We start from the raw sequence: 22,772 nt of genomic DNA, 5'->3' as shown, positions 1-22,772 counted from the left end.
TCATCCTGAATAGGTAAAAGTGCGTCATGCCGTGCCGTTAAAAACCGATTGTTTGCAAGGGCTGCCACAGACGATAAATAACGGGGCCCCTGCAAAGAACCGGCGGGTATTTAACGGACGGACTTATTTGAACAAGTTGATGTGGTGATTCTTTTTATTGATCTTGGCTTGTAAATAAGGCCGGTTGTGCCGGGTCAAAAACACCCCGGTCGGGATCACGTCGTCCACCTGCACGCCGTTGTTTTGCAGGGCGATTACTTTGTCCGGGTTATTGGTAATGACCCGGCAATGTTGCACCCCCAGTGCTTTCAACATATGGGCGGCTTCCGTGAAGTCGCGATCATCTTCACCAAAGTTCAAATGTTGATTGGCTTCAAAGGTATCCATGCCCGTGTCTTGCAGGCGATAGGCGTCCAACTTGGCATATAAGCCAATCCCGCGGCCTTCCTGGCGCAGGTAAATCAAATAACCGCCTTCTTCGTGCATGCGCTCGATGGACTCGGACAATTGCGGGCCGCAATCACAGCGTTGGGAACTGAAGACATCTCCGGTCAGGCATTCAGAGTGCAAACGCACCAAAGGACTATTGATCGACGCCGGACCCAGTTTGATAACGATATGTTCCTTGTCGGCTTCCAGCCCCGTAAAGCTGTAAAACGTACCGGGGATACCCGATTCATTCAGGTGGATATCAACCTGGTTTCTAACGCGCAGCGGGTTCATAGAATTCCTTTCCTATTAACGGATTTTTATTAGTTTGGGTTACAGCGTTTCAGCGAGCCTGAAGCCCATGACATAAATTTCGCGCGGGTATTTGCCATGCCGACGGCAGTTGCGGGCCAGGTCGCGAAACCGTGTAAAGCTGCCGCCCCGTGCGATGCGGTGGTTGCCTACCACGGTGACCAGGTCATCGCTGATGGCGTGTCCGCCGGGGTAGGGGGCATAGTCGTCGGCGACGTATTCTTCAACGTTGCCCGCCATGTCCATGCAGCCGAAGGGCGAGGCGCCCAGGGGGAACATGCCCACCGGGGTGGTGTTGAAAATGCCCATTTCGGCGGTATTGGCGTGTTCCGGCAAAAAGCGCTCACCCCACGGAAACTCAAGGTTCTCCGGCCCCGCGGCCGCGTATTCCCATTGCGCTTCAGTCGGCAGGCGAAAGGCGCGCCCCGAGCGCAGGCTCAGCCAGGCCACGTAAGCATCGGCGTCTTCTGCGGTGAGGCCGTAGACCGGATGGTTCGAACGTTCCACCGGGAATTGCCCAAATGCCCAGTTGGTCGGAATACGCGGTTCCAGCGAATCTTCAAGAAAGGCTTTGTATTCCAGGTTAGTGACCGGGTATTTGCCGATGGCATAGGGTTGAAGCTGCACCGTGTGGCGCGGTACTTCCTTTTCGATCCAGCTTCGGTCCAACCCCAGCCCTTGCATCCTGTCCATGACGCTGTCGACCTTGGCTTGATCCAGCCCGATTTCTATCTGGCCGCCTTCGATGCGGATCATCGGCGGGTTAAGCACATCCAGACGCGGGTCCAGGGTCTCGGCCAGGTAGCGGCCTGCCGCCAGGCGGATCGGCAGCGCGGCGTGCGGGTCTTCTACGCGCCGCGTCAGCAGGCTGACTGGCGCTTGAGTCAATTGCTGCCACTCAGCCAGCGGCAAGGCCAGGTTGAGCCCCGGCTGGAAGTGCTCTTCGAGCCCCATTAATTGGCGGTCAGTCATTTGCGCGGTCAGCGGGCCGTCAAATACCGGCCAGTGGGGAAACGCCTTGGATGTGTTTGACACGTCGAACTCCACTACAGATGCAAAAGGTGTCAGAGGGTGCAGACCAAGCCGGTTTGCAAACAGTTGCGCTCAAAGTCACCCCAATAGCCTTCCGGGAATTTCTGGCGATTGGTTTTGGAGATCAACGGGCGTTGCCAGTGATAGTCGCTGAACCCCGCCTTGCGGATGGCCCGTTCGTAGTCTTCGTGGCTCCAGCGGTAAAAAGTGAATTCGCTGGGTGGCGTGGTGACAAATTCTGAAGGGCAGCGGAATCCGCCTTCGTGAGGGTTTTCGCTTTTGACGTGTACGCCGTACTTGGTGAAGTTGCCGTCTTCAAGGCGGAAACTGGGGTCGACGGTGTAGGCAATCAGCTTGCCACCGGGCTGCAGGTTTTGCGCAACGGCGTAGAACATCGCTTCCAATTCGGCGGGCGACTGGGCGTAGTTGAACAGCCAGGCAGCGGTCACGCGTTCAAATTGGCCCATCACCGGCATCTCGCAGACGTTGGCCACGTGAAACTCAATGGCCTCGTTGTTGCGGGCCGACTCCTTGCGCGCCAGCTCGATCATCGACGGCGAGATATCAACCCCCACCACCCGCGACGCGCCCTGACGGTACAGCTCGCGGCCGAAATACCCATAACCGCAGGCCAGGTCCAAAACGGACTTGCCTTTCACATCACCCACCATGTGAAAGAACGTTTCGGTTTCAACGGAACGTTGCGATGCGGTGTCGGTGAAGACTTCAAAGCGATCGCCAATGGCGTCATAAGCGGTAAAAGAACTCATTGCTCACCTATTAAGTGTGATTGCTGTTATTAAATGCCGACCCCTGATAAAGGCCGGTGGGTGAAGTTGTTGCCTTTAAACGCTTCGCGGATTAACTGCGTACCGCAATTAAAAAACCGGCCAGTACCACACTGACGCCAATGATCTTTTGCAGATTGAGGGGTTGTTTGGGTAAGCCCACTAACCCGAAGTAATCAATCATTATCGAGATGGTCAGTTGGCCGATAATCACGGCCATGATGAAGTTGAGTGCACCCAGTCGCGGCACCAATATCAGGGCGGCGGTGATATACAACACACCGGCAATGCCGCCACACCAGATCCACCAGGGACCTGCTTGCAGGGCGGCAATATTGGGACGAGGTACTTTAAAAATCAGCATGACCACCATCACGGCAATACAACTGACCACCAAAGACACGGCAGTGGCCCATAAGGGATGACCTAATAACACGCCCAGTTTGGCGTTAGTGCCTGCTTGCAAGGGCACTGCAAAACCCGCCAGTAAACTCAAGACAATGGATACAAATAAACTCATGGTGCGTGCCGTCCTTTTTTTTAATCTTGTACGGCGAATATAAAAACAGGGCCAATTCTTTGTTCTAATGCGCGATATTCGCGAGGTGGATCGCCTGGCTACAGGCCTTGAGCCATAAGGCATAGAGGCTGCTGGGCGATCGAGGGTGCGCAGGCAGCAGAGGCGGGTTTACAATCGCCGCACTTGAAGGGAGTAACCCAGTGCTGACTCATTTGGATTCACAAGGCCGTGCCCACATGGTGGATGTCACCGACAAAGCCGTGACCTTTCGCGAGGCGGCGGCCCAGGCCGTGGTGCGCATGCGCCCCGAAACGCTGGACATGATCGTCAGTGGCGGCCACCCCAAGGGCGACGTTTTCGCCGTGGCGCGCATTGCTGGCATTCAAGCGGCCAAGAAAACCTCTGACCTGATTCCCCTGTGCCACCCGTTGATGCTGACCGGGGTCAAGGTCGAACTCAGCGCGCAGGGCTCCGATGCCGTGTTGATCGTGGCGCGCTGCAAGCTTTGCGGGCAGACCGGCGTCGAGATGGAAGCCTTGACCGCCGCCAGCGTTGCGGCACTGACCGTGTATGACATGTGCAAGGCCGTCGACCGCGGCATGACCATCGAAAGCGTGCGCGTGCTGGAGAAGCGTGGCGGCAAGAGCGGGCATTTCAAGGCCGATGCGTCATGAAGCTCAACGTCATGTATTTCGCCCGTTACCGTGAAGCCTTGGGGCGGGACAGCGAGCAGGTCGAAGGCGTTTTTTCGTCCATTGCAGAGCTGCGCTCGCACCTGTTGCAACGTGGCAACGCGTGGGACGTACTGGCTGAGTCCAACCTGATGTGTGCGCGTAACCAAGACCTGTGCAAACTCGATGAACCCTTGGCAGACGGCGACGACGTTGCGTTCTTTCCGCCGGTTACGGGAGGCTGAACATGGCCATTCGCGTCCAGACAGAGGCGTTCGACCCTGGCGTTGAGGTCAACGCCCTGCATGCCGCCAACGCAGGCGTGGGCGCCGTGGTCAGCTTTGTTGGCTATGTGCGCGACTTCAACGACGGTCGCGACGTGGCGGGCATGTTTCTGGAGCATTACCCTGGCATGACTGAAAAAGCGCTGGGCAAGATCGTCATCGAGGCCGAGCAGCGTTGGCCGTTGCTCAAACTTGAAGTGCTGCACCGCGTGGGCGCCTTGCAACCGGGAGAGCCCATCGTCTTTGTGGGCGTTGCCAGCGCCCATCGGCAAGCGGCGTTCGACGCGTGTGCCTTTGTGATGGACTACCTGAAAACCCGGGCGCCGTTCTGGAAAAAAGAACACACTCCCGACGGCCCGCGCTGGGTGGAGGGACGCGCCAGCGATCACGCAGCGGCTGATCGCTGGACGTAGCGTAGGGGGGCGGTCATTCACCGGCCGATCCCGTTTCTTTTAAAACATTCCGAATCGTCTGACACGTGATTCCTAAGCTAATCCTGTAGCGTCCCGTCCTCAGTTTCTGAGGAACCAAGGATGTCCACCGTTAGCCGCCAAACCCGCTTCCAGCTGACCCTCATGGGCAGCGACCAGCCCTTTTCGGTGCTGGCATTCAAAGGCGAAGAGGCCATCAGCGAGCCGTTTTCCTTTGACATTCAACTGGTCAGTGAGCAGGCCAGTCTTGACCTCGAAACCCTCTTGCACCAGCCCGCCTGGCTCTCGTTTGGCCCCGGTCACGGCATTCATGGTCAGATTGAGCGCATCACCCGCGCCAGTACCGGCAAGCGCCTGACCCATTACCGCCTGACCCTGGTCCCAAGCCTTGCGTACCTCGCGCATCGCACCAACCAGCGGATTTTCCAGCAGCTGAGCGTGCAGCAGATCATCCAGCAGGTGCTTGAAGAGCACGGCCTGCTCAGTGACGTCTATAGCTTTGCCGGGTTCTCGGAGTACCCGCCTCGCGACTATTGCGTGCAATACGGCGAGTCGGACCTGCACTTCATCCAGCGGCTGTGTTTTGAGGAGGGTTTTCACTATTACTTCAGGCATTCGCCTGACAGGCATGAGCTGGTATTCGGCGATAAACAACAGGCCTTTACCCCGCTCAAAACGCCGACACCTTACGTGCCGGGCAATGGCCTGGTTGCGCAAGGCCCTGTCGTCCATGACTTTCAGATGAGCCTGCAAGCCTGCACCAACCGCACGTTTACCCGCGATTACGACTTCGACAAAGCCGGGCGCACCCTTGAGGCAGACAGCCATTCGCCCTCCAGCATGCGCCCGCTGGAACGCTACACCTACCCCGGCCGCTTCACCCGTGATCAAGAAGGCCAGCGTCATAGCCTGCGCACGCTGGAGCGCCATCAGGCCCAACACTGCGTGGTCAGCGGCCAGAGCGGTCAGCCCGCCTTGCTCAGCGGGCATTTTCTGACCCTCAGCGAGCACCCGACCCCTGCAAACAACGCACAGTGGCTGCTGAGCCGCGTGCGGCATGAAGGCCACCAGCCGCAAGTGCTGGAAGAAGCGGCGCCCGCCGCCGACGAAGGGTTTCAGGGCTATCGCAACACCTTTGAAGGAACGCCGGAGATCGGCACCTTTCGTGCCCCGACGGTGTACGAAAAGCCGCGCATTTTCGGCAGTCAGACCGCCCGCGTCACCGGCCCGGCTGGCGAAGAAATCCATTGCGACCCGTATGGCCGGGTGCGGGTCAAATTCCATTGGGACCGCAGCCCCGTCACCGATGAACGCAGCAGTTGCTGGCTACGGGTTTCGTCGAGCTGGGCCGGGGCGCGCTATGGCGGCGTCAGCGTGCCGCGGGTCGGCATGGAAGTGCTGGTGGACTTCGTCAACGGCGACCCGGACTGCCCGATCATTTCCGGGTGCCTGGCCAACAGCCTCAACCCGTTACCGCTGGACTTGCCGGCCAACAAGAGCCAAAGCGTGTTCCGCAGCCGCAGCACCCCCGGCGGCAACGGTTACAACGAACTGCGCATCGAAGACCGCCAAGGCCAGGAGCTGATCTACCTGCATGCGCAGCGTGACCTTGAGCAACACATCAAACACGACAGCCGCTTGCAGGTCGACGGTCAGCGCAGCGAAACCGTGACCGGCAACAGCATCAGCGTGCTCCAGGCCGAAGAACAGCGCACCGTCAGCGCGGACCGCAAAGTGCAGATCCTGGGCAGCGATCATCTGCACATTGCAACCAGCGCCCATACCCGTGCCGGACAGAGCGTACTGGTCGAAGCCGGGCAAGAAATCCACCTCAAGGCGGGCGCCCTGGTGGGGCTGGAGGCGGGCGCAGCACTGACGCTGAACGCGGGCGGGCAGCATATCGTCATCAGTGCGGCGGGGATTTATTGCAGTTCGCCCATTCAACTGGGAGGCGTGCCGATACCGGGCACGCCGGCGATGCCAGCCATACCGAACCCTGTCGAGCCTTTGATCGCGCTGGCACCAGGCCCGCAAATCGAAGCACTGATGGCGGCCGCGCGGGGCGCCAAACCCATTTGCCCTGTCTGCGAAAAAATGCGGAGCACACCCGCATGAGCCGCGCTTACTTGTTACTCGACAGTTGCCAGATCGACAACCTTCAAGCCCGAGTGTGTGAATTGGCCCCCGGATCAAGGCCTCATTTTTTGTACCTGATGACCCAATACGCCGAGCTGGCATTTTGCGGCCCTTTGTTAGTTGCCGTGCAGGCCCATAGCCCGTTGGCGCAGGCCTTCGACGCGCATTGGCAAGCCACAGCCGGCATCTGGCTTGAAAGTGATGCAGACGAAGAACGCTTGATCAAGCACTTGCGCAGCCTGATTCATGTCCGGGTGGAGGGCGATGTCAGCGTTTTTTTTCGTTACTACGACCCACGAATTGCCCGTTTATGGTTGCAAGACCTGGCCGTCGGTGAGCGTGACAGGTTGATGGGCCCCGTGAGCCTGATTCGTTTGCCAGAGGGTGATTTACACCGTAAGGGCCCTGCCCGGGTGGGGGGCGAGTATGCGCATGTCCCTTGGCTAACCCTGGATGCGCAACAGCTTGAGCACCTTGGCCAAGCAGGGCGAGAGGCTGTTCTGCAGCGCGTACAGGCGCACTGTCAGCAGTTTTTTCCGGCCTATTTAGACGGCCTGGATTCAGCCGCGCAGAAGCAATGGGCCAGCGCTTGCTGTTGCAGTGCCGAGCGTCAAGGGTACAGCGCAGTGGATGACGTGATGCGCTGGGTCAGTGTGTACGGCCATTTCGGTGACACCTTTCCTGATGGACCTGATCACACGGTGTATCGCCAGTTATTGGCCTCTCGTGATGGTTCACCCAAAGAGCGCCTGGATAAGCTTCTGGCTGAATTTAAACGCCAGCTTGTATGCGCAGGGATTGCCTCATGAGCCACGAACAATTACTCGCCACACTCTCACGTCTGGAGGCGGCTGAGCGGGCCGCTTGTGGTCATGAATCTATCGATGTCAACAGCGTCGCGGGCCAATGCCCCGCCTACCAACCTTATGTTTTTGTGCTGCCCGTTCGGTATGCGTTGAGCGAAGAGGCGTCCACACACGCGGCGGCTCAAGCGGGTGTTACGCCTCAGAGCCACCCCATGGCCGCACGACTGCTACGCGAAGGGTTTGTGTATGTGTGGCAAGGCAGTGCAGGGCTAAAACGCTATGCCGTGGCAATCAACCGCTGCCTCCATGAACAACCGTTGGAGGCCGATGACACGCGGGTCGAGCGTGGCAAACTGTTTGGACTGACGCTCAGCAAACATGAGCCTGCCTGGATGCTCTACAGCGAATACCCGCTTACCCCTGAGGCATGCCAGCAGTTAGCGGATCCACAGGCACGCGCCCAACACATGCGCGTTTTTGATTTGCGCCAGCTCGCCAATGAACTTCGGACCCCCCATTGCGTGCCGCTGAATGAGGCGGATCAGCTCATGGGCGAATTAATCCCTGAAACCTATGCGCGAGCCGTGACCCTTGACCATCTGCACAACGGTAAAGCGCATAAAGCCCACGAACAGCAATGGGCTCAACGAGTGTTCAAAAACCGTCCGACGGACAACCTTACGCACAACATCACCCAATGGCTGGACGCTCAGCGTTGGAATAACGAGCGCATCCGTGTGGCGGCGAGCCACCCTGAGATGACCGCCGAGCACACCGTGCCTGGTGAGTGGAGTGCGGTGCAGTGGGCGCCTTTCACTGTGCAACAAGTGCTGGAGGGCGCGCATCAACAGGCTCAAGGCCTGTATGCCGTACTGGCATGCCTGGATGATGATCTGGGCGTACTGCGTGACATTAATCACGAACAGGAACAAGTCGAAAGCCGCCATGAACAATGGCAGCAGGACCACCAACTTCGGTTGAGCATTGGCGGCTTCATACGCAGCCTGATCACCGAGGACGGCGCTGAAGTGGCGGGGCAGGTGAGTTATCGCTACCGCGAGCATGAGCTTGAGCTGACCCCGGAGCAGGGTGAGCAACTGCTCAAAGCGGATCGCGATCTGCACGAACTGTTTCGCGAAGAAGCACGGTTGAATCAACGGCGCGGGCGTATTTCAAAATATTGGGCAGGTGCTGCCAGGCTGGCAGAAGTGCATGATCAAATAAAACGCACGGTAGCCTCGGTACGTGAATTCATTCCGGCTCAATTGCACACCGAAGTTGAAGCGTTGGTGCGCGATTACCGAGCGTCAAAAGTGGCCAACCTGGAAAACCATTTCGTCAGTGAAAAGGTTGAGCAGTACATTGACTTGCCGGCCATGAACACCTGGCTGGACCACACGGCCCCCAACCATTTCGCTCAGGTTCAACAGCGCCACACCCGGCTCTATGCCGACCGGGGTGTGTATTTGCTTCGGCACCATAGCGGCACGTGGTTTGTCGATTTCCACAACCCCGCTCACCAGACATGGCTTGGCCACTTGGCCATGGCCTGCCTAAGCGCGCAATGCCTGCGCAAACAAGGTGCCGAGCAATACGCCGACTACGTGCGCAGTGCCGATGAAGGCGCCTTGCGTCAGTTGTTCTACGGCTGGAGCCCGACCCTGGAAGCGGCTGTCATCGGCATTAGCCGGTCCGCAGAGTTGATGGCGGCATTGAGTCTGGAAAACCAGGCCAACGCCGAACAGGCATTGATCAAAATACTCGGCCCGCTGGGTGCGCCGATCCTTGCCAACCTCGCCGAACTCGCTCGCGAGGCTGACAGTGCGTGGAATAGCCTGATCAAACGCTTGGGGGCTGCATTGCTGTTACTGGGCGGTGAGCCCGGCGCGCCGTTAAGCGGGGCGTGGTTGAGCATCATGGTTGCCGCGCGCGTGGGCAGTGAGACCGGCTTGCGCCTGATCAATCAGGGCGCACGGCAGGTGTTGCAACTGGTCGGTAAAGCGGCCGAAGACCTTATCCAGTGGGCAAAAATTACAGGCAAAGCCATCGGCACAGGGCACGTCGCCCATATCGTTAACTCTCCTGCGGTACAAAAAAGTGGCGGCGTGATTGCATTGGCGGCATTGCTGCTCAATAGCTGGAATGCGGGGCGTTATCTGAGCCAGGCGCAGGTGCTGGAAGGGGTGGATCAACAGCGTCAGTACGAGACAGCGTCCGCGACGTTATATGCCGCAGCCGCGTTGGTGGCGGTGATTGATGCGCAGGTCAGGAAGGGGTTTTGGGGAGGAGGTGGCGTCGAAAGGCTCAAAGTTGGAGCAAAATTTGCGTCGGTGTTGACGATGTTTGGTGGGGTATTCGGCCTGCTATCGGCAGTCGCAGCGTTGAAAGAGTACAAGTCACTTCAATTGCAGCTCGACAATGCTGGTGGGCAAATTGACCCATGGATGCGGGGTCAAAAAATAATAGTTGGGGCGCAGGCTTTAACCTCTGGGGCACAAGCTTTACTTGGATTTACCTATACGTATAAAAATATTGTTGCTGGCTTGGATGTGGCCTTATCGAATATTCGATATTTACGACTCATGGTGCCGTTAAATTACTTGCTTGCAATGTTGGGTGTGCTGTACATAGTCGCTTGGTTGATGCGGCAGACACCGTTACAAAATTTTCTTGATAATTGCTGCTGGTCAAAAGGGAAAGCAGGGGATGTGTCAGCTATTCCTTCAAGTGTCCAAGTGCATGAGTTAACACGTCTTTACGATATACTTTACGCCCCTAGAATTAGCTTTGTCGGTGCTGAACGAAGAAGGTCTGCTGATAATCGCATGGGTTTTATTTTTGTACCTGCCGTGAGTGCCTTGACTATCGACTTGCCAGGGGCAACCCCCTCAAACGCTTATTTAGAGCTATCAATAGTAGGAGATCCAATTGATACGCAACAATGGATTGCGCGCGTTAAAAGTAATAATTCAAGTGTGCGCGTTCATCCACCACGACCGCTACAAGATATAGGTAAGTATTGGATTGAAACCAGTCAGTGTGAATGGATTCCTTATCGTGAAGGGCAGGGGCTCCGTTTGACAGGGCTCTTTCACATCATTCCAGGTGTCTTTGAGTCTGAGCCGAGCTCAGTTTCTGTTCGTGTGAGGTTTAAAAATCCAATAGCCGACTTATTTAGCGGGATTGGATACGTGGGTGGCAAACAAGGTTTGGTCTTTACCTATACAGTCAGCGAGGGACTTATTGCGGTTAAAAGTGCTCCAACCCCCGAGCTGGATAAAGCTAAGGCTTATGTGCTGAGCGCCGAGCAAAATGCCCAGTACTTTCAACCCTTAAGAACAACGGAATGAATAATAAAGTGGCACGAAAAAGTAAGGTGGGACCACTTCTAAAGGAAGACTATCTCTCACCATTACCGCTGCCTACAGGTGAGTTGCCTGCGGACTCCTTAAATATTATTTGGCGGAAGAATAATGTATTTATGGATGTTGGGTATTACTGCATTGCCTCCGGCGTAATGGTGATGTGGCCTTCGATGATGCTCTGTCTGTGGATTGCCTATGCCACTAATGATCCAGATGTTCTTCTGTTAGGGGGCGCCATTTTTTCTGTCCCTATCGCGTTAATGCTACGGAGCTTATTCGTCCCGGTACCCTTACCTATTCGGTTTAATCGTCAGCGCAGAGAGGTCTGTGTATCCGTTGCGAAGGGTGAATATTGGGTAGTGCCTTGGGAAACTGTCACAGCAATGGGCACTGAAAGTTCGACGATTAATCAAGCGGGTAAGCAGACTCAGGGTTTATTGCTGATAGGGTTTACGTATCCCGACCCGCATGGCAATGCAATGAATAAAAACTTCACGATAGGTTTCAATTGTGGGGGCGGTATTTCTGCGATGAAACTATGGGAATGCATGCGTAGCTACATGGAAATAGGCCCCGACGCAGTCGAAGATCCTCCTGATAATGCGCATCATCCCAAAGGTATATTGGCGACTTACTGGCGCAACCTTATCAAAGCTGCAGGCCAGAAAGGATGGCCGCTGGCAATCGTGTGGGATGGTTTTTTTGGAATCTTTATTTTTAATGTCTTGTTGGTTATTGCGTTGGAGCGGCTAAAACTAAACCCCCCTCCAGAATTAACCTGGCCGGAGATTGTTGAGTGGTCTAAACCGATACCTCCCGAGCAGTGGGCCAAGCGCTCGCCCGAGCTGGAGGCGGCCATTGCGCAGCGCGAAGCGGAGCTGGCATTGCGCGATTAGTCAGTGCAAGAAGTGCCAGTCCGGCTCGCGAAGCAGTCGAACTGCTATCGCGAGCAAGGGGCTGGCCGGATCGATCAGGCCGTTTCGGTCGGGTCGTGGGGTTTGCGCACGGCACGTACCACAGGGCGCAGCAGTTCGGTTGGCGGGGTTTCGCAGCTGATTTTGCGGCCCAGTTTGGTTTCGATGGCGGGCAGCTGATACGAGTCGTCTTCACCGGCAAAGCTGATGGATACGCCGTCCGCACCCGCTCGGCCTGTACGGCCAATGCGGTGTACGTAGTCGTCCGGCACTTCCGGCAGGGTGAAGTTGATCACGTGGCTGATGCCGTCGATGTGAATCCCGCGGCCCGCCACGTCGGTGGCGACCAACACGCGGATTTTGCCTTCGCGGAAGCCTTCCAGGGTTTTGATGCGTTTGTGCTGGGGCACGTCGCCCGACAGTTGCGCGGCGTTGATGCCGTCACGTACCAGGCGTTCTTCGATGCGACGCACTTCGTCCTTGCGGTTGGCAAAGACGATGACGCGTTCCCAGCCGTTGTCATTCACCAGGTTGAACAACAACTTGTACTTGTCGGCCCCGGCGACGGCGTAGACGTGTTGTTCGACACGGTCGCTGGCCACGTTTTCGGATTCAATCTCCACGATGGCCGGGTCGGTGGTCCATTGCTTGGCGAGGTTCATCACGTCTTCGGTGAAGGTCGCAGAGAACAGCAAGGTCTGGCGTTCGGCTTTGGGCGGGGTCTGGCGGATGATCTGGCGCACCTGCGGGATAAAGCCCATGTCCAGCATGCGGTCGGCTTCATCGAGGACCATCACTTCAACCATGTCCAAATGCACTTCGCCGCGCTGGTTGAAGTCCAGCAGGCGACCCGGAGTGGCCACCAGAATGTCGCAGTGACGGGCTTCCAGTTGCTTGAGTTGCTTGTCGAAGTCCATGCCGCCCACGAACGTCATGACGTTGAGGTCGGTGTATTTGGTCAGGTCGGCCGCGTCTTTGGCAATTTGCACCACCAGCTCGCGGGTCGGCGCGATGATCAAGGCGCGTGGCTCGCCCATGTAGCGTTCTTTGGGCGGTGGCGTTTGGGTCAGCTGGCTGATGATCGAAATCAGGAACGCCGCCGTTTTGCCGGTGCCGGTCTGTGCGCGTCCAATCGCATCGCGGCCTGAGAGGGTGTAACCCAAAACGCCCGCCTGAATCGGCGTGCAATAAGGAAAGCCCAGGTCCTGGATGGCGTGCATCAGCTCGGGCGCAAGCTTGAAGTCGTGAAAGCGGGTTTTGCCTGCTTGCGGCTCGACCACGAAGTCTTCGAGTGTCCAGGGGATAACCGGCGGTTTGGGTGCCGCTTCCCGGCGCGGTTTGGCCGGTTTCGGTTTTTCGTTGCGTGCAGAAGAGGCAACAGGCTGTGCGTCGGGCGTGGTCACCGAGGCAGAAGCGGGAGCAGGCTGGGCGCTTTGTGGCGCGTCGGTTCGCGGGCCGGGGCTGCTGGAAGGTGCTGTGCAAGCTGGCGCGAGCGGCTCAGCCTCGCTTTTACCGAATATTTTTTTGAGTGCTTTGAGCACGGTCATCTCATCAGTTGGTTAAGGAGTGTACGCCGGGCAGTGTAATGCAAGTCGCGTGCTCGGCGTAGTGAACGACAGGATGTTTCGGTTTTAACCCAGGCGTGCCTTGAGCCAGACGCCTATGTCCCGGATTTCCTCAGGTAACACTTCATGGCTCATTGGGTATTCCTGCCAGGTAACGCTCACGCCGCGGCTTTTTAAATGTTCATACGCCGTACGTCCCATGGAGTTTTGGACTACATCGTCGTACTGACCGTGTAGGCACAAGGCTGGAATCCGTTGCTGGCTGGCGGACAGTTCCATCTCATCGCTGAAGGTTGGCGCGTAGGTGGAGAGGGCGATTACGCCACCCAATGCGCCCTGCCATTTCAGGTACGCGGTGTGAAACACCACCGCGCCACCCTGGGAAAACCCGGCCAGAAAAATACGGCTGGCGTCTACCCCTTGTTCTTTCTGCTTTTCGATCAACGCAATGACGGTACAGGCGGACTCATTGAGCTCGTCTTCACAGATCGACCGGGCCGGGCTCATGGCCTTGATGTCGTACCAACTGGGCATGGCATAGCCGCCATTGATGGTGACTGGCCGGGTCGGTGCCTGCGGCAAAACAAAACGTGTAGTCAGGAGGCTTTCTTGCAGCGCTTCGGCTACCGGCAAGAAGTCATTGCGGTCCGCGCCCAAGCCATGAAGCCAGATAACACAGGCGTCTGCGGGCTTTTTAGGGTCGAGGATAAGAGGCTCGGTCATGGTTGCTCCATCGGTGTGCAGGCGCGCCATCACGGTGCGCGGCTGAAGTGCGAGTTCGTGTAACGTTTGGCGAAAATGTCTATTGCTTGAACGATTTTTCTGAAAATAAGCGCGTATTTGTTCAGAGCGTATGAGTGGTACGCGCTTTGCTATGAGCTGTGGGCGCCACTGCGTATTTCCGGCGGTAACACTAACAGGCAACGGCCGTCGGGGGGATAGCAAAAAGCCTGAAGGTGAAGCGAGACAAGGAGTTCAGCAGCTCACGTGAGCGCTTCAGTTTGAAGGTTTGTGCGATGCACCCATCGCTCAAGACTTATGCCGCTTGACCTCATTTAAAGCCAACACGGGTCAACAGTGCCTCACAAGGGGGCGGCGGGTCTTGTTCAAACACAATAAAAGCAACACTTGGAGGTTTGAATGAAGCAGTTGAAATCCACTTTGGCCCTGGCCACAGCAGTCGTTGTCCTCGGCATGAGCGGTTTTGCCCAGGCGGGCGCAACGCTGGACAGCGTGAAGAAAAAAGGCTTTGTGCAATGCGGTGTGAGTGATGGGCTGCCCGGTTTTTCGGTGCCGGATGCGTCCGGGAAAATTCTCGGGATTGACGCGGACATTTGCCGCGCCGTGGCCGCTGCTGTGTTTGGCGATGCGACCAAGGTCAAGTTCAGCCAGTTGAATGCCAAAGAGCGGTTTACGGCGCTGCAATCGGGCGAGGTGGATGTACTGTCGCGCAACACCACCTGGACCAGCTCCCGAGACGCGGGCATGGGCATGGTGTTCGCCGGCGTGACGTACTACGACGGCGTGGGTTTTTTGGTGAATAAAAAACTGGGCGTCAACAGTGCCAAGGAACTGGACGGCGCCACCATTTGCATTCAGGCGGGCACCACCACGGAGCTCAATGTCTCGGATTACTTCCGCGCCAATAACCTCAAGTACACCCCCATCACGTTTGACACTTCTGACGAAAGCGCCAAGTCGCTGGAGAGCGGGCGCTGTGATGTGTTGACCTCCGACAAATCGCAGCTGTACGCACAGCGCAGCAAACTGGCGACGCCGAACGATTACGTAGTGCTGCCGGAAACCATATCCAAGGAGCCCTTGGGACCAGTGGTGCGCAAAGGCGATGAGGACTGGTTCAGCATCGTCAAATGGACCCTTTACGCCATGCTCAATGCTGAAGAAGCGGGCATCACCTCCCAGAACGTGGTCGCCGAAGCCAAATCGACGAAAAACCCGGATGTCGCGCGGCTGTTGGGTGCCGACGGTGAATACGGCAAAGACTTGAAGCTGCCCAAAGATTGGGTCGTGCAGATTGTCAGTCAGGTCGGCAACTACGGCGAAGTGTTTGAGCGCAACCTCGGCAAAAGCACCCCTCTGGCCATCGACCGCGGGCTCAATGCCTTGTGGAACAACGGTGGCATCCAATACGCACCCCCTGTGCGCTGATAGCGCTGTCACCCGGCCGCCACCTGGCCGGGTGATGTTCTGTCCATTTTTTTCAGGGGTTCAACATGCAGACTAAAGTCGGCGCACTCAAGCCCAGGCTCAGCCTGAGCGATCCACGTGTGCGTGGGTGGGTATTTCAGATCGTCACCGTGGTGCTGGTGGTCTGGCTGGGCGGGTATCTGTTCGACAATACCCAGACCAATTTGCAGCACCGGGGCATTACATCGGGGTTTGATTTTCTGGAGCGCAGTGCAGGCTTCGGCATCGCGCAACATTTGATCGATTACACCGAGTCCGACAGTTATGCCCGTGTATTTGTCATCGGCCTGCTCAATACCTTGCTGGTTTCGGCCATTGGCGTGGTCTTGGCGACGATACTGGGTTTCATCATTGGCATCGCGCGGCTGTCACCCAACTGGATGATCAACAAGCTGGCCACGGTCTATGTCGAGGTGTTTCGCAACATTCCGCCACTGCTGCAAATCCTGTTCTGGTATTTCGCGGTGTTCCTGACCATGCCGCTGCCGCGCAACAGTCACACCATCGCAGACACCTTCTACATGAGCAGCCGCGGGCTGAATATGCCTGCAGCGATTGGCACCGAGGCGTTCTGGCCGTTTGTCATCAGTGTCGTGCTGGCAATCGCGGCGGTGGTGCTGATGGTGCGTTGGGCCAACAAGCGCTTCGAAGACACCGGGGTGCCGTTTCATAAATTCTGGGCGGCCGTGGCGCTGTTGGTGGTGATTCCGGGCATCTGCGTGTGGCTGACCGGCAGTCCGGTGCACTGGGAAATGCCGCAGCTCAAGGGCTTCAATTTCGTCGGTGGCTGGGTGCTGATCCCGGAGCTGCTGGCCCTGACCCTCGCGCTCACGGTGTACACCGCTGCGTTTATCGCTGAAATCGTGCGCTCGGGCATCCAGTCAGTCAGCCACGGCCAGACCGAGGCGGCGCATTCGCTGGGCCTGAAGTCGGGGCCGACGCTGCGCAAGGTGATTATCCCCCAAGCATTGCGGGTGATTATTCCGCCCCTGAGCAGCCAATACCTGAACCTGGTGAAAAACTCGTCACTGGCGGCGGGTATCGGTTATCCGGAGATGGTGTCGCTGTTCGCAGGGACGGTGCTCAATCAGACCGGTCAGGCGATCGAGGTCATTGCCATCACCATGAGCGTGTACCTGGCCATCAGTCTCAGCATTTCGCTGCTGATGAACCTGTACAACACGCGCATTGCGCTAATCGAACGGTGAGGGCGCGACCATGACGACGCATGTTTTCAAACCGGACTTGCCTCCACCAGGCACACGCATCGGCCTGCTGGCATGGGCACGGGCCAATTTGTTTTCCAGTGCGTTCAACACCGTGCTGACACTGCTTGCGTGTTATCTGGTGTGGCTGATCGTACCGCCATTGCTGAGCTGGGCGATTGTCGATGCCAACTGGGTGGGCACCACCCGTGAGGACTGCACCAAAGACGGCGCATGTTGGGTGTTTATCCAGCAACGCTTCGGTCAATTCATGTACGGCTACTACCCGCAGGCCTTGCGCTGGCGCGTGGACCTCAGCGTCTGGCTGGCGGTGCTGGGGGCTGCGCCGCTGTTCGTTTCGCGCTTCCGGCACAAGGCTGTCTACGGCGTGGTCTTTTTGGTGGTGTACCCGCTGCTGGCCTACGCCTTGCTGCACGGTGGTTATTGGGGCTTGAGCCCGGTGGCCACCAGCCAGTGGGGCGGCCTGATGCTGACCCTGGTGATTGCCACGGTGGGCATTGCGGGCGCGCTGCCGCTGGGGATTTTGCTGGCGCTGGGGCGCCGCTCCGACATGCCCGCCATCCGCGTGCTGTGCGTGACCTTCATCGAGTTCTGGCGCGGGGTGCCGCTGATCACCGTGTTGTTCATGTCGTCAGTGATGCTGCCGCTGTTTCTGCCCGAAGGCATGAACTTCGACAAGCTGCTGCGGGCGTTGATCGGGGTGATTCTGTTCCAGTCGGCTTACGTGGCTGAAGTGGTGCGCGGCGGGTTGCAAGCGATCCCCAAGGGTCAGTACGAGGCCGCGGCGGCCATGGGCCTGGGTTACTGGCGCAGTACCGGGCTGGTGATTCTGCCGCAAGCCTTGAAGCTGGTGATCCCCGGCATCGTCAACACCTTTATTGCCCTGTTCAAGGACACCAGCCTGGTCATCATCATTGGCCTGTTTGACCTGCTCAACAGCGTCAAGCAAGCGGCTGCGGACCCCAAATGGCTAGGCATGGCGACCGAAGGGTATGTGTTCGCCGCCCTGGTGTTCTGGATTTTCTGTTTCGGCATGTCCCGCTACTCCATGCACCTGGAGCGCAAGCTGGATACCGGCCACAAGCATTAGGAGACGCGCATCATGAGTGAAGCCATCAAACAGACTGCCGAGCCGCAAGGCATCATCCAGATGCTCGGGGTGAACAAATGGTACGGCCAGTTCCATGTGCTTAAAGACATCAACCTCACGGTTCAGCCGGGGGAGCGGATCGTGCTGTGCGGCCCGTCGGGCTCCGGCAAATCCACCACCATCCGTTGCCTTAATCGCCTTGAAGAGCACCAACAGGGGCGCATCGTGGTGGATGGCGTCGAGCTGACCAATGACCTCAAACAGATCGAAAGTGTGCGCCGCGAGGTGGGCATGGTGTTTCAGCACTTCAACCTGTTCCCGCACCTGAGCATCCTGCAAAACTGCACGCTGGCCCCGATGTGGGTGCGCAAGATGCCCAAGCGTGAAGCCGAAGAAATAGCTATGCATTATCTGGAACGGGTGCGCATCCCCGAGCAGGCGCACAAGTACCCAGGGCAATTGTCCGGTGGTCAGCAGCAGCGCGTAGCGATTGCCCGGGCCTTGTGCATGAAGCCCAAGATCATGTTGTTTGACGAGCCGACGTCAGCACTGGACCCGGAAATGGTCAAGGAGGTGCTCGACACCATGATCGGCCTGGCGCAAGACGGCATGACGATGCTCTGCGTGACCCATGAAATGGGCTTTGCCCGGACCGTGGCGAATCGGGTGATCTTCATGGATAAAGGCGAAATCGTTGAGCAAGCCGCCCCCAATGATTTCTTCGACAACCCGCAAAATGACCGGACCAAGCTGTTCCTGAACCAGATCCTGCACTAAGCCTGTAGCACTGCCCGCAGGCTGCGCGCTTTTACCTCCTCAAAAGCGTGCAGCCTCATGCCCCGCACTCCCGGTTTGCCCCCGGCGTCTTCGTCTGGCTAAGATGTCCCGAATCTGTTGAGGTCCGCGCCACGTACCCTTGTGGCGATCTCAATACCGACATCGGCTGCGACCTGTGATTGCCCCTGCGCCTGATGAATGCCGCGCACACGCCTGCGCCCAGCAAGCGGTGTGCCTGCATCGTCAGTGGCCTCAGCAGCCCGTTGCGTCACACAGTGAATATTCACCCGCGCCGCCCGTCGGTGTTCGATCGGCACATCGAACGGCTGGCCGCTGTCAAACAACAAGACCCTCAACGGGCGATGGCACTTAGCCGGACGTTGATCAAAGAACCTTGAACCGGAGCAGGCCATGACGAGCAATCCGCCACACCCTAACGACCGCCTCGAACCCGTACGCCATCTGGAAGATCTGGATCAACTGCTGATTGATGCCGAGGCGGACGACGAGGGGGTCCAGCAAGCGCCACCCGTGGTGCTGCGCCCCTGGCTGTTGTTGCTGGGGTTGGTGTTGGTGGCGTTGAACCTGCGCCCGGCGTTGTCGAGCATGGCGCCGCTGTTGGGGGAGGTGTCTGATCAGTTGGGGTTGTCGGCCGCGCAAGCAGGCTTGCTGACCACGTTGCCGGTGTTGTGCCTCGGCATTTTTGCGCCCCTGGCGCCGATCCTGGCGCGGCGATTCGGCACCGAGCGGGTGGTGCTGGGCATCTTGCTGACCCTGGGCGGCGGTATTGTGTTGCGCAGTTGCGTGGGTGAGGTCGGGCTGTTCGCCGGAAGCATTCTGGCCGGTGCCAGCATCGGGGTGATCGGTGTGCTGTTGCCGGGCATCATCAAGCGGGATTTCGCCGGGCATGCGGGCACCATGACGGGGGTCTACACCATGGCACTCTGTCTCGGCGCCGCGCTGGCGGCCGGGGCGACGGTCCCCCTGAGCCATTACTTCGGCAACAGCTGGGCGTTGGGACTGGGTTTTTGGGCGCTGCCGGCGGTGCTTGCCGCCGTCTTCTGGCTGCCGCAAGTCGGCAAGCGACAGGGCGCGCACAACGTGGCGTACCGGGTGCGCGGGTTATTGCGCGACCCGCTGGCGTGGCAGGTCACGCTTTATATGGGCTTGCAATCGTCTTTGTCCTACATCGTGTTTGGCTGGCTGCCGTCGATCCTGATCGGCCGCGGGCTGACGCCGACACAGGCGGGGCTGGTGATGTCCGGTTCGGTGATCGTGCAACTGGCCACCGCCTTGACGGCGCCCTGGCTGGCCACCCGGGGTAAGGATCAACGCCTCGCCATTGTGCTGGTGATGGGCATGACCCTGGCCGGGCTGTTTGGCTGCCTGTACGCCCCCTTGGACGGATTGTGGGGCTGGGCCATCGTGCTGGGCCTGGGGCAGGGCGGCACCTTCAGCCTGGCGCTGACCCTGATCGTGTTGCGTTCGCGAGACGCTCACGTGGCGGCCAACCTGTCGGGCATGGCGCAAGGTATCGGCTATACCGTGGCGTCGATGGGCCCGTTTGCCGTGGGGCTGGTTCACGAATTGACCGGTGGCTGGGAGGCCCTGGGCTGGATTTTCGGCGTTGTGGGCATCGGTGCAATCATTGCCGGGCTGGGGGCAGGGCGTGCGAAATTCGTCAATGTCGTCAGCGAGAAGGTCTGAAGCCATAGTGTTTCTGCTCATGTCGGATTATCGTGCACGAATTCCACCTGCACGGACCCCGACATGAGCCAAGCCCACCACGCGTTGATCACGCGCTTTTATCAAGCATTCCAGCAATTGGATGCTGAAACCATGGCGCAGTGTTACACCGAAGACGTGCTGTTCAGCGATCCGGTGTTCGGTGAACTGAGGGGGCAGGATGCGCGCGACATGTGGCGCATGCTCACGTCTCGGGCCAAGGACTTCACCCTCAGTTTCAACACCGTGCAGGCTGACGATCAGCAGGGCAGTGCGCACTGGGTGGCCACCTATGTGTTCAGCCAGACCGGGGCGATTGTGATCAATGACATCCAGGCACGCTTTGTGTTTCGCGACGGCAAAATCTGCGAGCACCATGACCATTTCGACTTGTGGCGGTGGTCGCGTCAGGCGCTGGGCATCAAAGGCACGCTGTTGGGATGGACGCCGCTGGTGAAAAATGCGATCCGCGCCCAGGCGAGAAAGGGCCTCAAGGCTTTTCAGGCGCGCGCTCAAGGGCTGTAACCGTGATGGCAATAACGCAATCTTGCGAAGCGATAGCGACGAGCAAGCCCTGGTTTGTGTACCTGGTGCGGGCCGCCAACGGGGCGTTGTATTGCGGTATCAGCGATGACCCGCATAAGCGGTTTGCCAAGCATCAAAGCGGCAAGGGCGCGCGCTTCTTTGCATCCAGCCCGGCGGTGGCACTGGTGTATGTCGAATCCTGGCCCGACAAGGGCGAGGCGCTGCGTCAGGAGCGGCTGATCAAAAAGCTCAGAAAGAGCGCCAAAGAGTGCCTGGTGTCGAGCCAGTGCCGGCCCTGACCACCATGACGCCGATCACGGTTTCAATGCGTCGAGGATCGCCTCGGGCTTGAAGTCACGGATCAGCGTGCCATTCACGTCGAGGATCGGAATCCCGCGTCCGCCCAATGCTTCATAGGCTTTGCGGGCGACGGGGTCCTTGTCGATATCGAATTCGGTGTAGGGGATGCCTTTTTCGTCGAGAAAGCGGCGGGTGGCTTTGCAGTATCCGCACCACTCGGTGGCGTAGAGCACGACCCGGGCGTTGGCCCGGGTCTGCTCGGCCACAACGCCCGAGGGATTGAGCACGCGCTCAATCTTGCCCCAGTTCTGAAAGATCACCACGACCACCAGCACGAACAGGACTTTTTTCAGGATCCCGTTGAACATTATTTGTTGCGCTTGAGCTGGTCGAGCAGTTGGGTCGGCAAGCCCTTGAGGATCAGCGTGCCAGCCTCTTCGTCGAACTCCACCTTGGAGCCCAGCAAGTGCGCTTCAAAACTGATCGACAGGCCCTCGGCGCGGCCAGTGAAGCGGCGGAACTGGTTAAGGGTGCGTTTGTCGGCCGGGATTTCAGGCGAGAGGCCATAGTCCTTGTTCCGGATGTGGTCGTAAAACGCTTTTGGGCGTTCTTCGTCGATCAGTTCGGAGAGTTCTTCCAGGCCCATCGGTTCACCGATTTTGGCCTGGCTGCTGGCGTAATCGACCAGGGTTTTGGTTTTTTCGCGTGCCGACTCTTCGGGCAGGTCTTCGCTTTCCACGAAATCGCTGAAGGCTTTAAGCAGGGTGCGGGTTTCGCCCGGCCCGTCGACGCCTTCCTGGCAGCCGATGAAGTCGCGGAAATACTCGGACACCTTTTTGCCGTTCTTGCCTTTGATGAACGAGATGTACTGCTTGGACTGTTTGTTGTTCTGCCACTCGGACAGGTTGATCCGCGCCGCCAGGTGCAACTGGCCCAGGTCCAGATGGCGCGACGGGGTCACGTCCAGTTCCGCGTTCACCGCCACGCCTTCGCTGTGGTGCAGCAGGGCGATGGCCAGATAGTCGGTCATGCCCTGTTGGTAGTGGGCGAACAACACATGCCCGCCCACCGACAGGTTGGACTCTTCCATCAGTTTTTGCAGGTGCTCGACCGCCACGCGGCTGAAGGCCGTGAAGTCGGTGCCGCCGTCCAGATACTCCTTGAGCCAGCCGCTGAACGGATGCGCGCCGGATTCGGCATGGAAAAAGCCCCAGGCCTTGCCTTGTTTGGCGTTATAGCTTTCGTTGAGGTCCGCCAGCATGTTCTCGATGGCCTGCGACTCGGCCAGTTCGCTGTCGCGGGCGTGGAGAACAGCGGGCGTACCGTCGGGTTTTTTCTCAATCAGATGGACGATGCAATGACGGATCGGCATGGGCTTCTCGGCGAGTTATCAGAAGGCAGGGGGCAGGCCCCGCAAAAGCGGCAAGTGTAACGCACCTGAGCCTTTGGACGGCCTTCGCACCGGGGTTTAGGGGGCTTCTGTCGGCCGGGAGGCGTTTTTTTACGGTTTTAACGCGATAAAGCTGACCAAATGGGCAGGTAGAGGCGGATATTTGGCCGTCTCTGTGCTAGTTTTGCCCCGTCTTGCGCCGGGTAACGGCGCAAAGCGCGGATTCAGCATGTGTCAGGTCGAACCAAACCCCGTTTCAGCACTCTACATCCGCGATT

General features: G+C 58.2%; 23 protein-coding genes. 15 read left to right on the top strand and 8 right to left on the bottom strand.

Going from position 1 to position 22,772, the window contains the following annotated elements:
- Positions 1-123: 123 nt before the first annotated feature.
- From V6F78_RS14730 to V6F78_RS14715, 4 genes are all read right to left on the bottom strand, one after another.
- Positions 124-723: a GTP cyclohydrolase II gene (locus V6F78_RS14730; protein ID WP_047273470.1), complete on the bottom strand. Its 600-nt coding sequence runs from the start codon at positions 721-723 to the stop codon at positions 124-126.
- 39 nt (positions 724-762) lie between these two features.
- Positions 763-1,713 (bottom strand): formylglycine-generating enzyme family protein, encoded by a 951-nt coding sequence (locus V6F78_RS14725; RefSeq protein ID WP_095008056.1) that lies wholly within the window; start codon positions 1,711-1,713, stop codon positions 763-765.
- 92 nt (positions 1,714-1,805) lie between these two features.
- A complete protein-coding gene (locus V6F78_RS14720) occupies positions 1,806-2,543 on the bottom strand; it encodes a class I SAM-dependent methyltransferase (RefSeq protein WP_047279847.1) in 738 nt (245 codons plus the stop codon).
- Between the two features lie 91 nt (positions 2,544-2,634).
- Positions 2,635-3,081 carry a DMT family transporter gene (locus V6F78_RS14715; RefSeq protein WP_047292410.1) on the bottom strand — a complete coding sequence of 149 codons (447 nt, stop codon included), beginning with the start codon at positions 3,079-3,081 and terminating at the stop codon, positions 2,635-2,637.
- Positions 3,082-3,281: 200 nt separating this feature from the next.
- Between V6F78_RS14715 and moaC the strand changes: the two genes are divergently transcribed.
- The 7 genes from moaC (at position 3,282) to V6F78_RS14680 (ending at position 11,670) form a co-directional block, all read left to right on the top strand.
- The gene (gene moaC, locus V6F78_RS14710) at positions 3,282-3,755 is read left to right on the top strand and encodes a cyclic pyranopterin monophosphate synthase MoaC (protein ID WP_047292412.1); all 474 of its coding nucleotides are present in this window, start codon (positions 3,282-3,284) and stop codon (positions 3,753-3,755) included.
- Positions 3,752-3,997, top strand: a complete 246-nt coding sequence (locus V6F78_RS14705; RefSeq protein ID WP_095007995.1) for a MoaD/ThiS family protein — start codon at positions 3,752-3,754, stop codon at positions 3,995-3,997. Before moaC ends, V6F78_RS14705 begins: the two co-directional genes overlap by 4 nt.
- Before the next feature lie 2 nt (positions 3,998-3,999).
- The gene (gene moaE, locus V6F78_RS14700) at positions 4,000-4,449 is read left to right on the top strand and encodes a molybdopterin synthase catalytic subunit MoaE (protein ID WP_047273475.1); all 450 of its coding nucleotides are present in this window, start codon (positions 4,000-4,002) and stop codon (positions 4,447-4,449) included.
- Positions 4,450-4,569: 120 nt separating this feature from the next.
- Positions 4,570-6,582, top strand: a complete 2,013-nt coding sequence (locus V6F78_RS14695) for a type VI secretion system Vgr family protein (protein ID WP_332727631.1) — start codon at positions 4,570-4,572, stop codon at positions 6,580-6,582.
- Positions 6,579-7,412: a DUF4123 domain-containing protein gene (locus V6F78_RS14690; RefSeq protein ID WP_094990344.1), complete on the top strand. Its 834-nt coding sequence runs from the start codon at positions 6,579-6,581 to the stop codon at positions 7,410-7,412. Before V6F78_RS14695 ends, V6F78_RS14690 begins: the two co-directional genes overlap by 4 nt.
- Positions 7,409-10,759, top strand: coding sequence for a toxin VasX (locus V6F78_RS14685; protein ID WP_332727629.1), 3,351 nt, complete (start codon positions 7,409-7,411; stop codon positions 10,757-10,759). Before V6F78_RS14690 ends, V6F78_RS14685 begins: the two co-directional genes overlap by 4 nt.
- Positions 10,756-11,670, top strand: a complete 915-nt coding sequence (locus V6F78_RS14680; RefSeq protein WP_047295216.1) for a DUF6708 domain-containing protein — start codon at positions 10,756-10,758, stop codon at positions 11,668-11,670. The genes V6F78_RS14685 and V6F78_RS14680 overlap by 4 nt, the downstream gene beginning before the upstream one ends.
- 74 nt (positions 11,671-11,744) lie before the next feature.
- Here the strand turns inward: V6F78_RS14680 and rhlB are convergent, their stop codons facing one another.
- Together rhlB and V6F78_RS14670 are read right to left on the bottom strand one after the other, a co-directional pair.
- Positions 11,745-13,235, bottom strand: coding sequence for an ATP-dependent RNA helicase RhlB (gene rhlB, locus V6F78_RS14675; RefSeq protein ID WP_332727628.1), 1,491 nt, complete (start codon positions 13,233-13,235; stop codon positions 11,745-11,747).
- Between the two features lie 84 nt (positions 13,236-13,319).
- The gene (locus V6F78_RS14670) at positions 13,320-13,976 is read right to left on the bottom strand and encodes an alpha/beta hydrolase (RefSeq protein ID WP_047278366.1); all 657 of its coding nucleotides are present in this window, start codon (positions 13,974-13,976) and stop codon (positions 13,320-13,322) included.
- Between the two features lie 417 nt (positions 13,977-14,393).
- Here V6F78_RS14670 and V6F78_RS14665 point away from each other — a divergent pair, with 417 nt between their 5' ends.
- The 8 genes from V6F78_RS14665 (at position 14,394) to V6F78_RS14630 (ending at position 21,103) form a co-directional block, all read left to right on the top strand.
- On the top strand, positions 14,394-15,422 hold the full coding sequence (locus V6F78_RS14665) for an amino acid ABC transporter substrate-binding protein (RefSeq protein WP_047281175.1): 1,029 nt from the start codon (positions 14,394-14,396) through the stop codon (positions 15,420-15,422).
- A 65-nt stretch (positions 15,423-15,487) separates the two neighbouring features.
- Complete coding sequence (locus V6F78_RS14660) at positions 15,488-16,669, top strand: amino acid ABC transporter permease (protein ID WP_332727626.1); 1,182 nt, start codon at positions 15,488-15,490, stop codon at positions 16,667-16,669.
- Between the two features lie 10 nt (positions 16,670-16,679).
- Positions 16,680-17,777, top strand: a complete 1,098-nt coding sequence (locus V6F78_RS14655) for an amino acid ABC transporter permease (protein WP_047295214.1) — start codon at positions 16,680-16,682, stop codon at positions 17,775-17,777.
- 12 nt (positions 17,778-17,789) lie between these two features.
- Positions 17,790-18,554, top strand: a complete 765-nt coding sequence (locus tag V6F78_RS14650) for an amino acid ABC transporter ATP-binding protein (protein WP_047281174.1) — start codon at positions 17,790-17,792, stop codon at positions 18,552-18,554.
- 179 nt (positions 18,555-18,733) lie between these two features.
- Complete coding sequence (locus V6F78_RS14645) at positions 18,734-18,952, top strand: hypothetical protein (protein WP_139145762.1); 219 nt, start codon at positions 18,734-18,736, stop codon at positions 18,950-18,952.
- A 13-nt stretch (positions 18,953-18,965) separates the two neighbouring features.
- Entirely contained in the window at positions 18,966-20,261 is a 1,296-nt protein-coding gene (locus V6F78_RS14640; RefSeq protein ID WP_095008149.1) for a CynX/NimT family MFS transporter, read from the top strand.
- Between the two features lie 63 nt (positions 20,262-20,324).
- Positions 20,325-20,804 carry a nuclear transport factor 2 family protein gene (locus V6F78_RS14635; RefSeq protein WP_047278358.1) on the top strand — a complete coding sequence of 160 codons (480 nt, stop codon included), beginning with the start codon at positions 20,325-20,327 and terminating at the stop codon, positions 20,802-20,804.
- 5 nt (positions 20,805-20,809) lie between these two features.
- Positions 20,810-21,103, top strand: a complete 294-nt coding sequence (locus V6F78_RS14630) for a GIY-YIG nuclease family protein (RefSeq protein WP_047295210.1) — start codon at positions 20,810-20,812, stop codon at positions 21,101-21,103.
- A gap of 15 nt (positions 21,104-21,118) precedes the next feature.
- Here the strand turns inward: V6F78_RS14630 and V6F78_RS14625 are convergent, their stop codons facing one another.
- Positions 21,119-21,472 carry a glutaredoxin family protein gene (locus tag V6F78_RS14625; protein WP_047278356.1) on the bottom strand — a complete coding sequence of 118 codons (354 nt, stop codon included), beginning with the start codon at positions 21,470-21,472 and terminating at the stop codon, positions 21,119-21,121.
- Positions 21,472-22,476, bottom strand: coding sequence for a nucleoid-associated protein YejK (gene yejK, locus V6F78_RS14620; RefSeq protein ID WP_047277415.1), 1,005 nt, complete (start codon positions 22,474-22,476; stop codon positions 21,472-21,474). Before yejK ends, V6F78_RS14625 begins: the two co-directional genes overlap by 1 nt.
- Between the last annotated feature and the right edge of the window lie 296 nt (positions 22,477-22,772).

The organism is Pseudomonas sp. ESBL9, from assembly GCF_036668715.1.
GTDB lineage: Bacteria > Pseudomonadota > Gammaproteobacteria > Pseudomonadales > Pseudomonadaceae > Aquipseudomonas > Aquipseudomonas lundensis.
The sequence above is the reverse complement of the archived record's forward strand: the minus strand, read 5'-3'. Positions and strand labels throughout refer to the sequence as shown.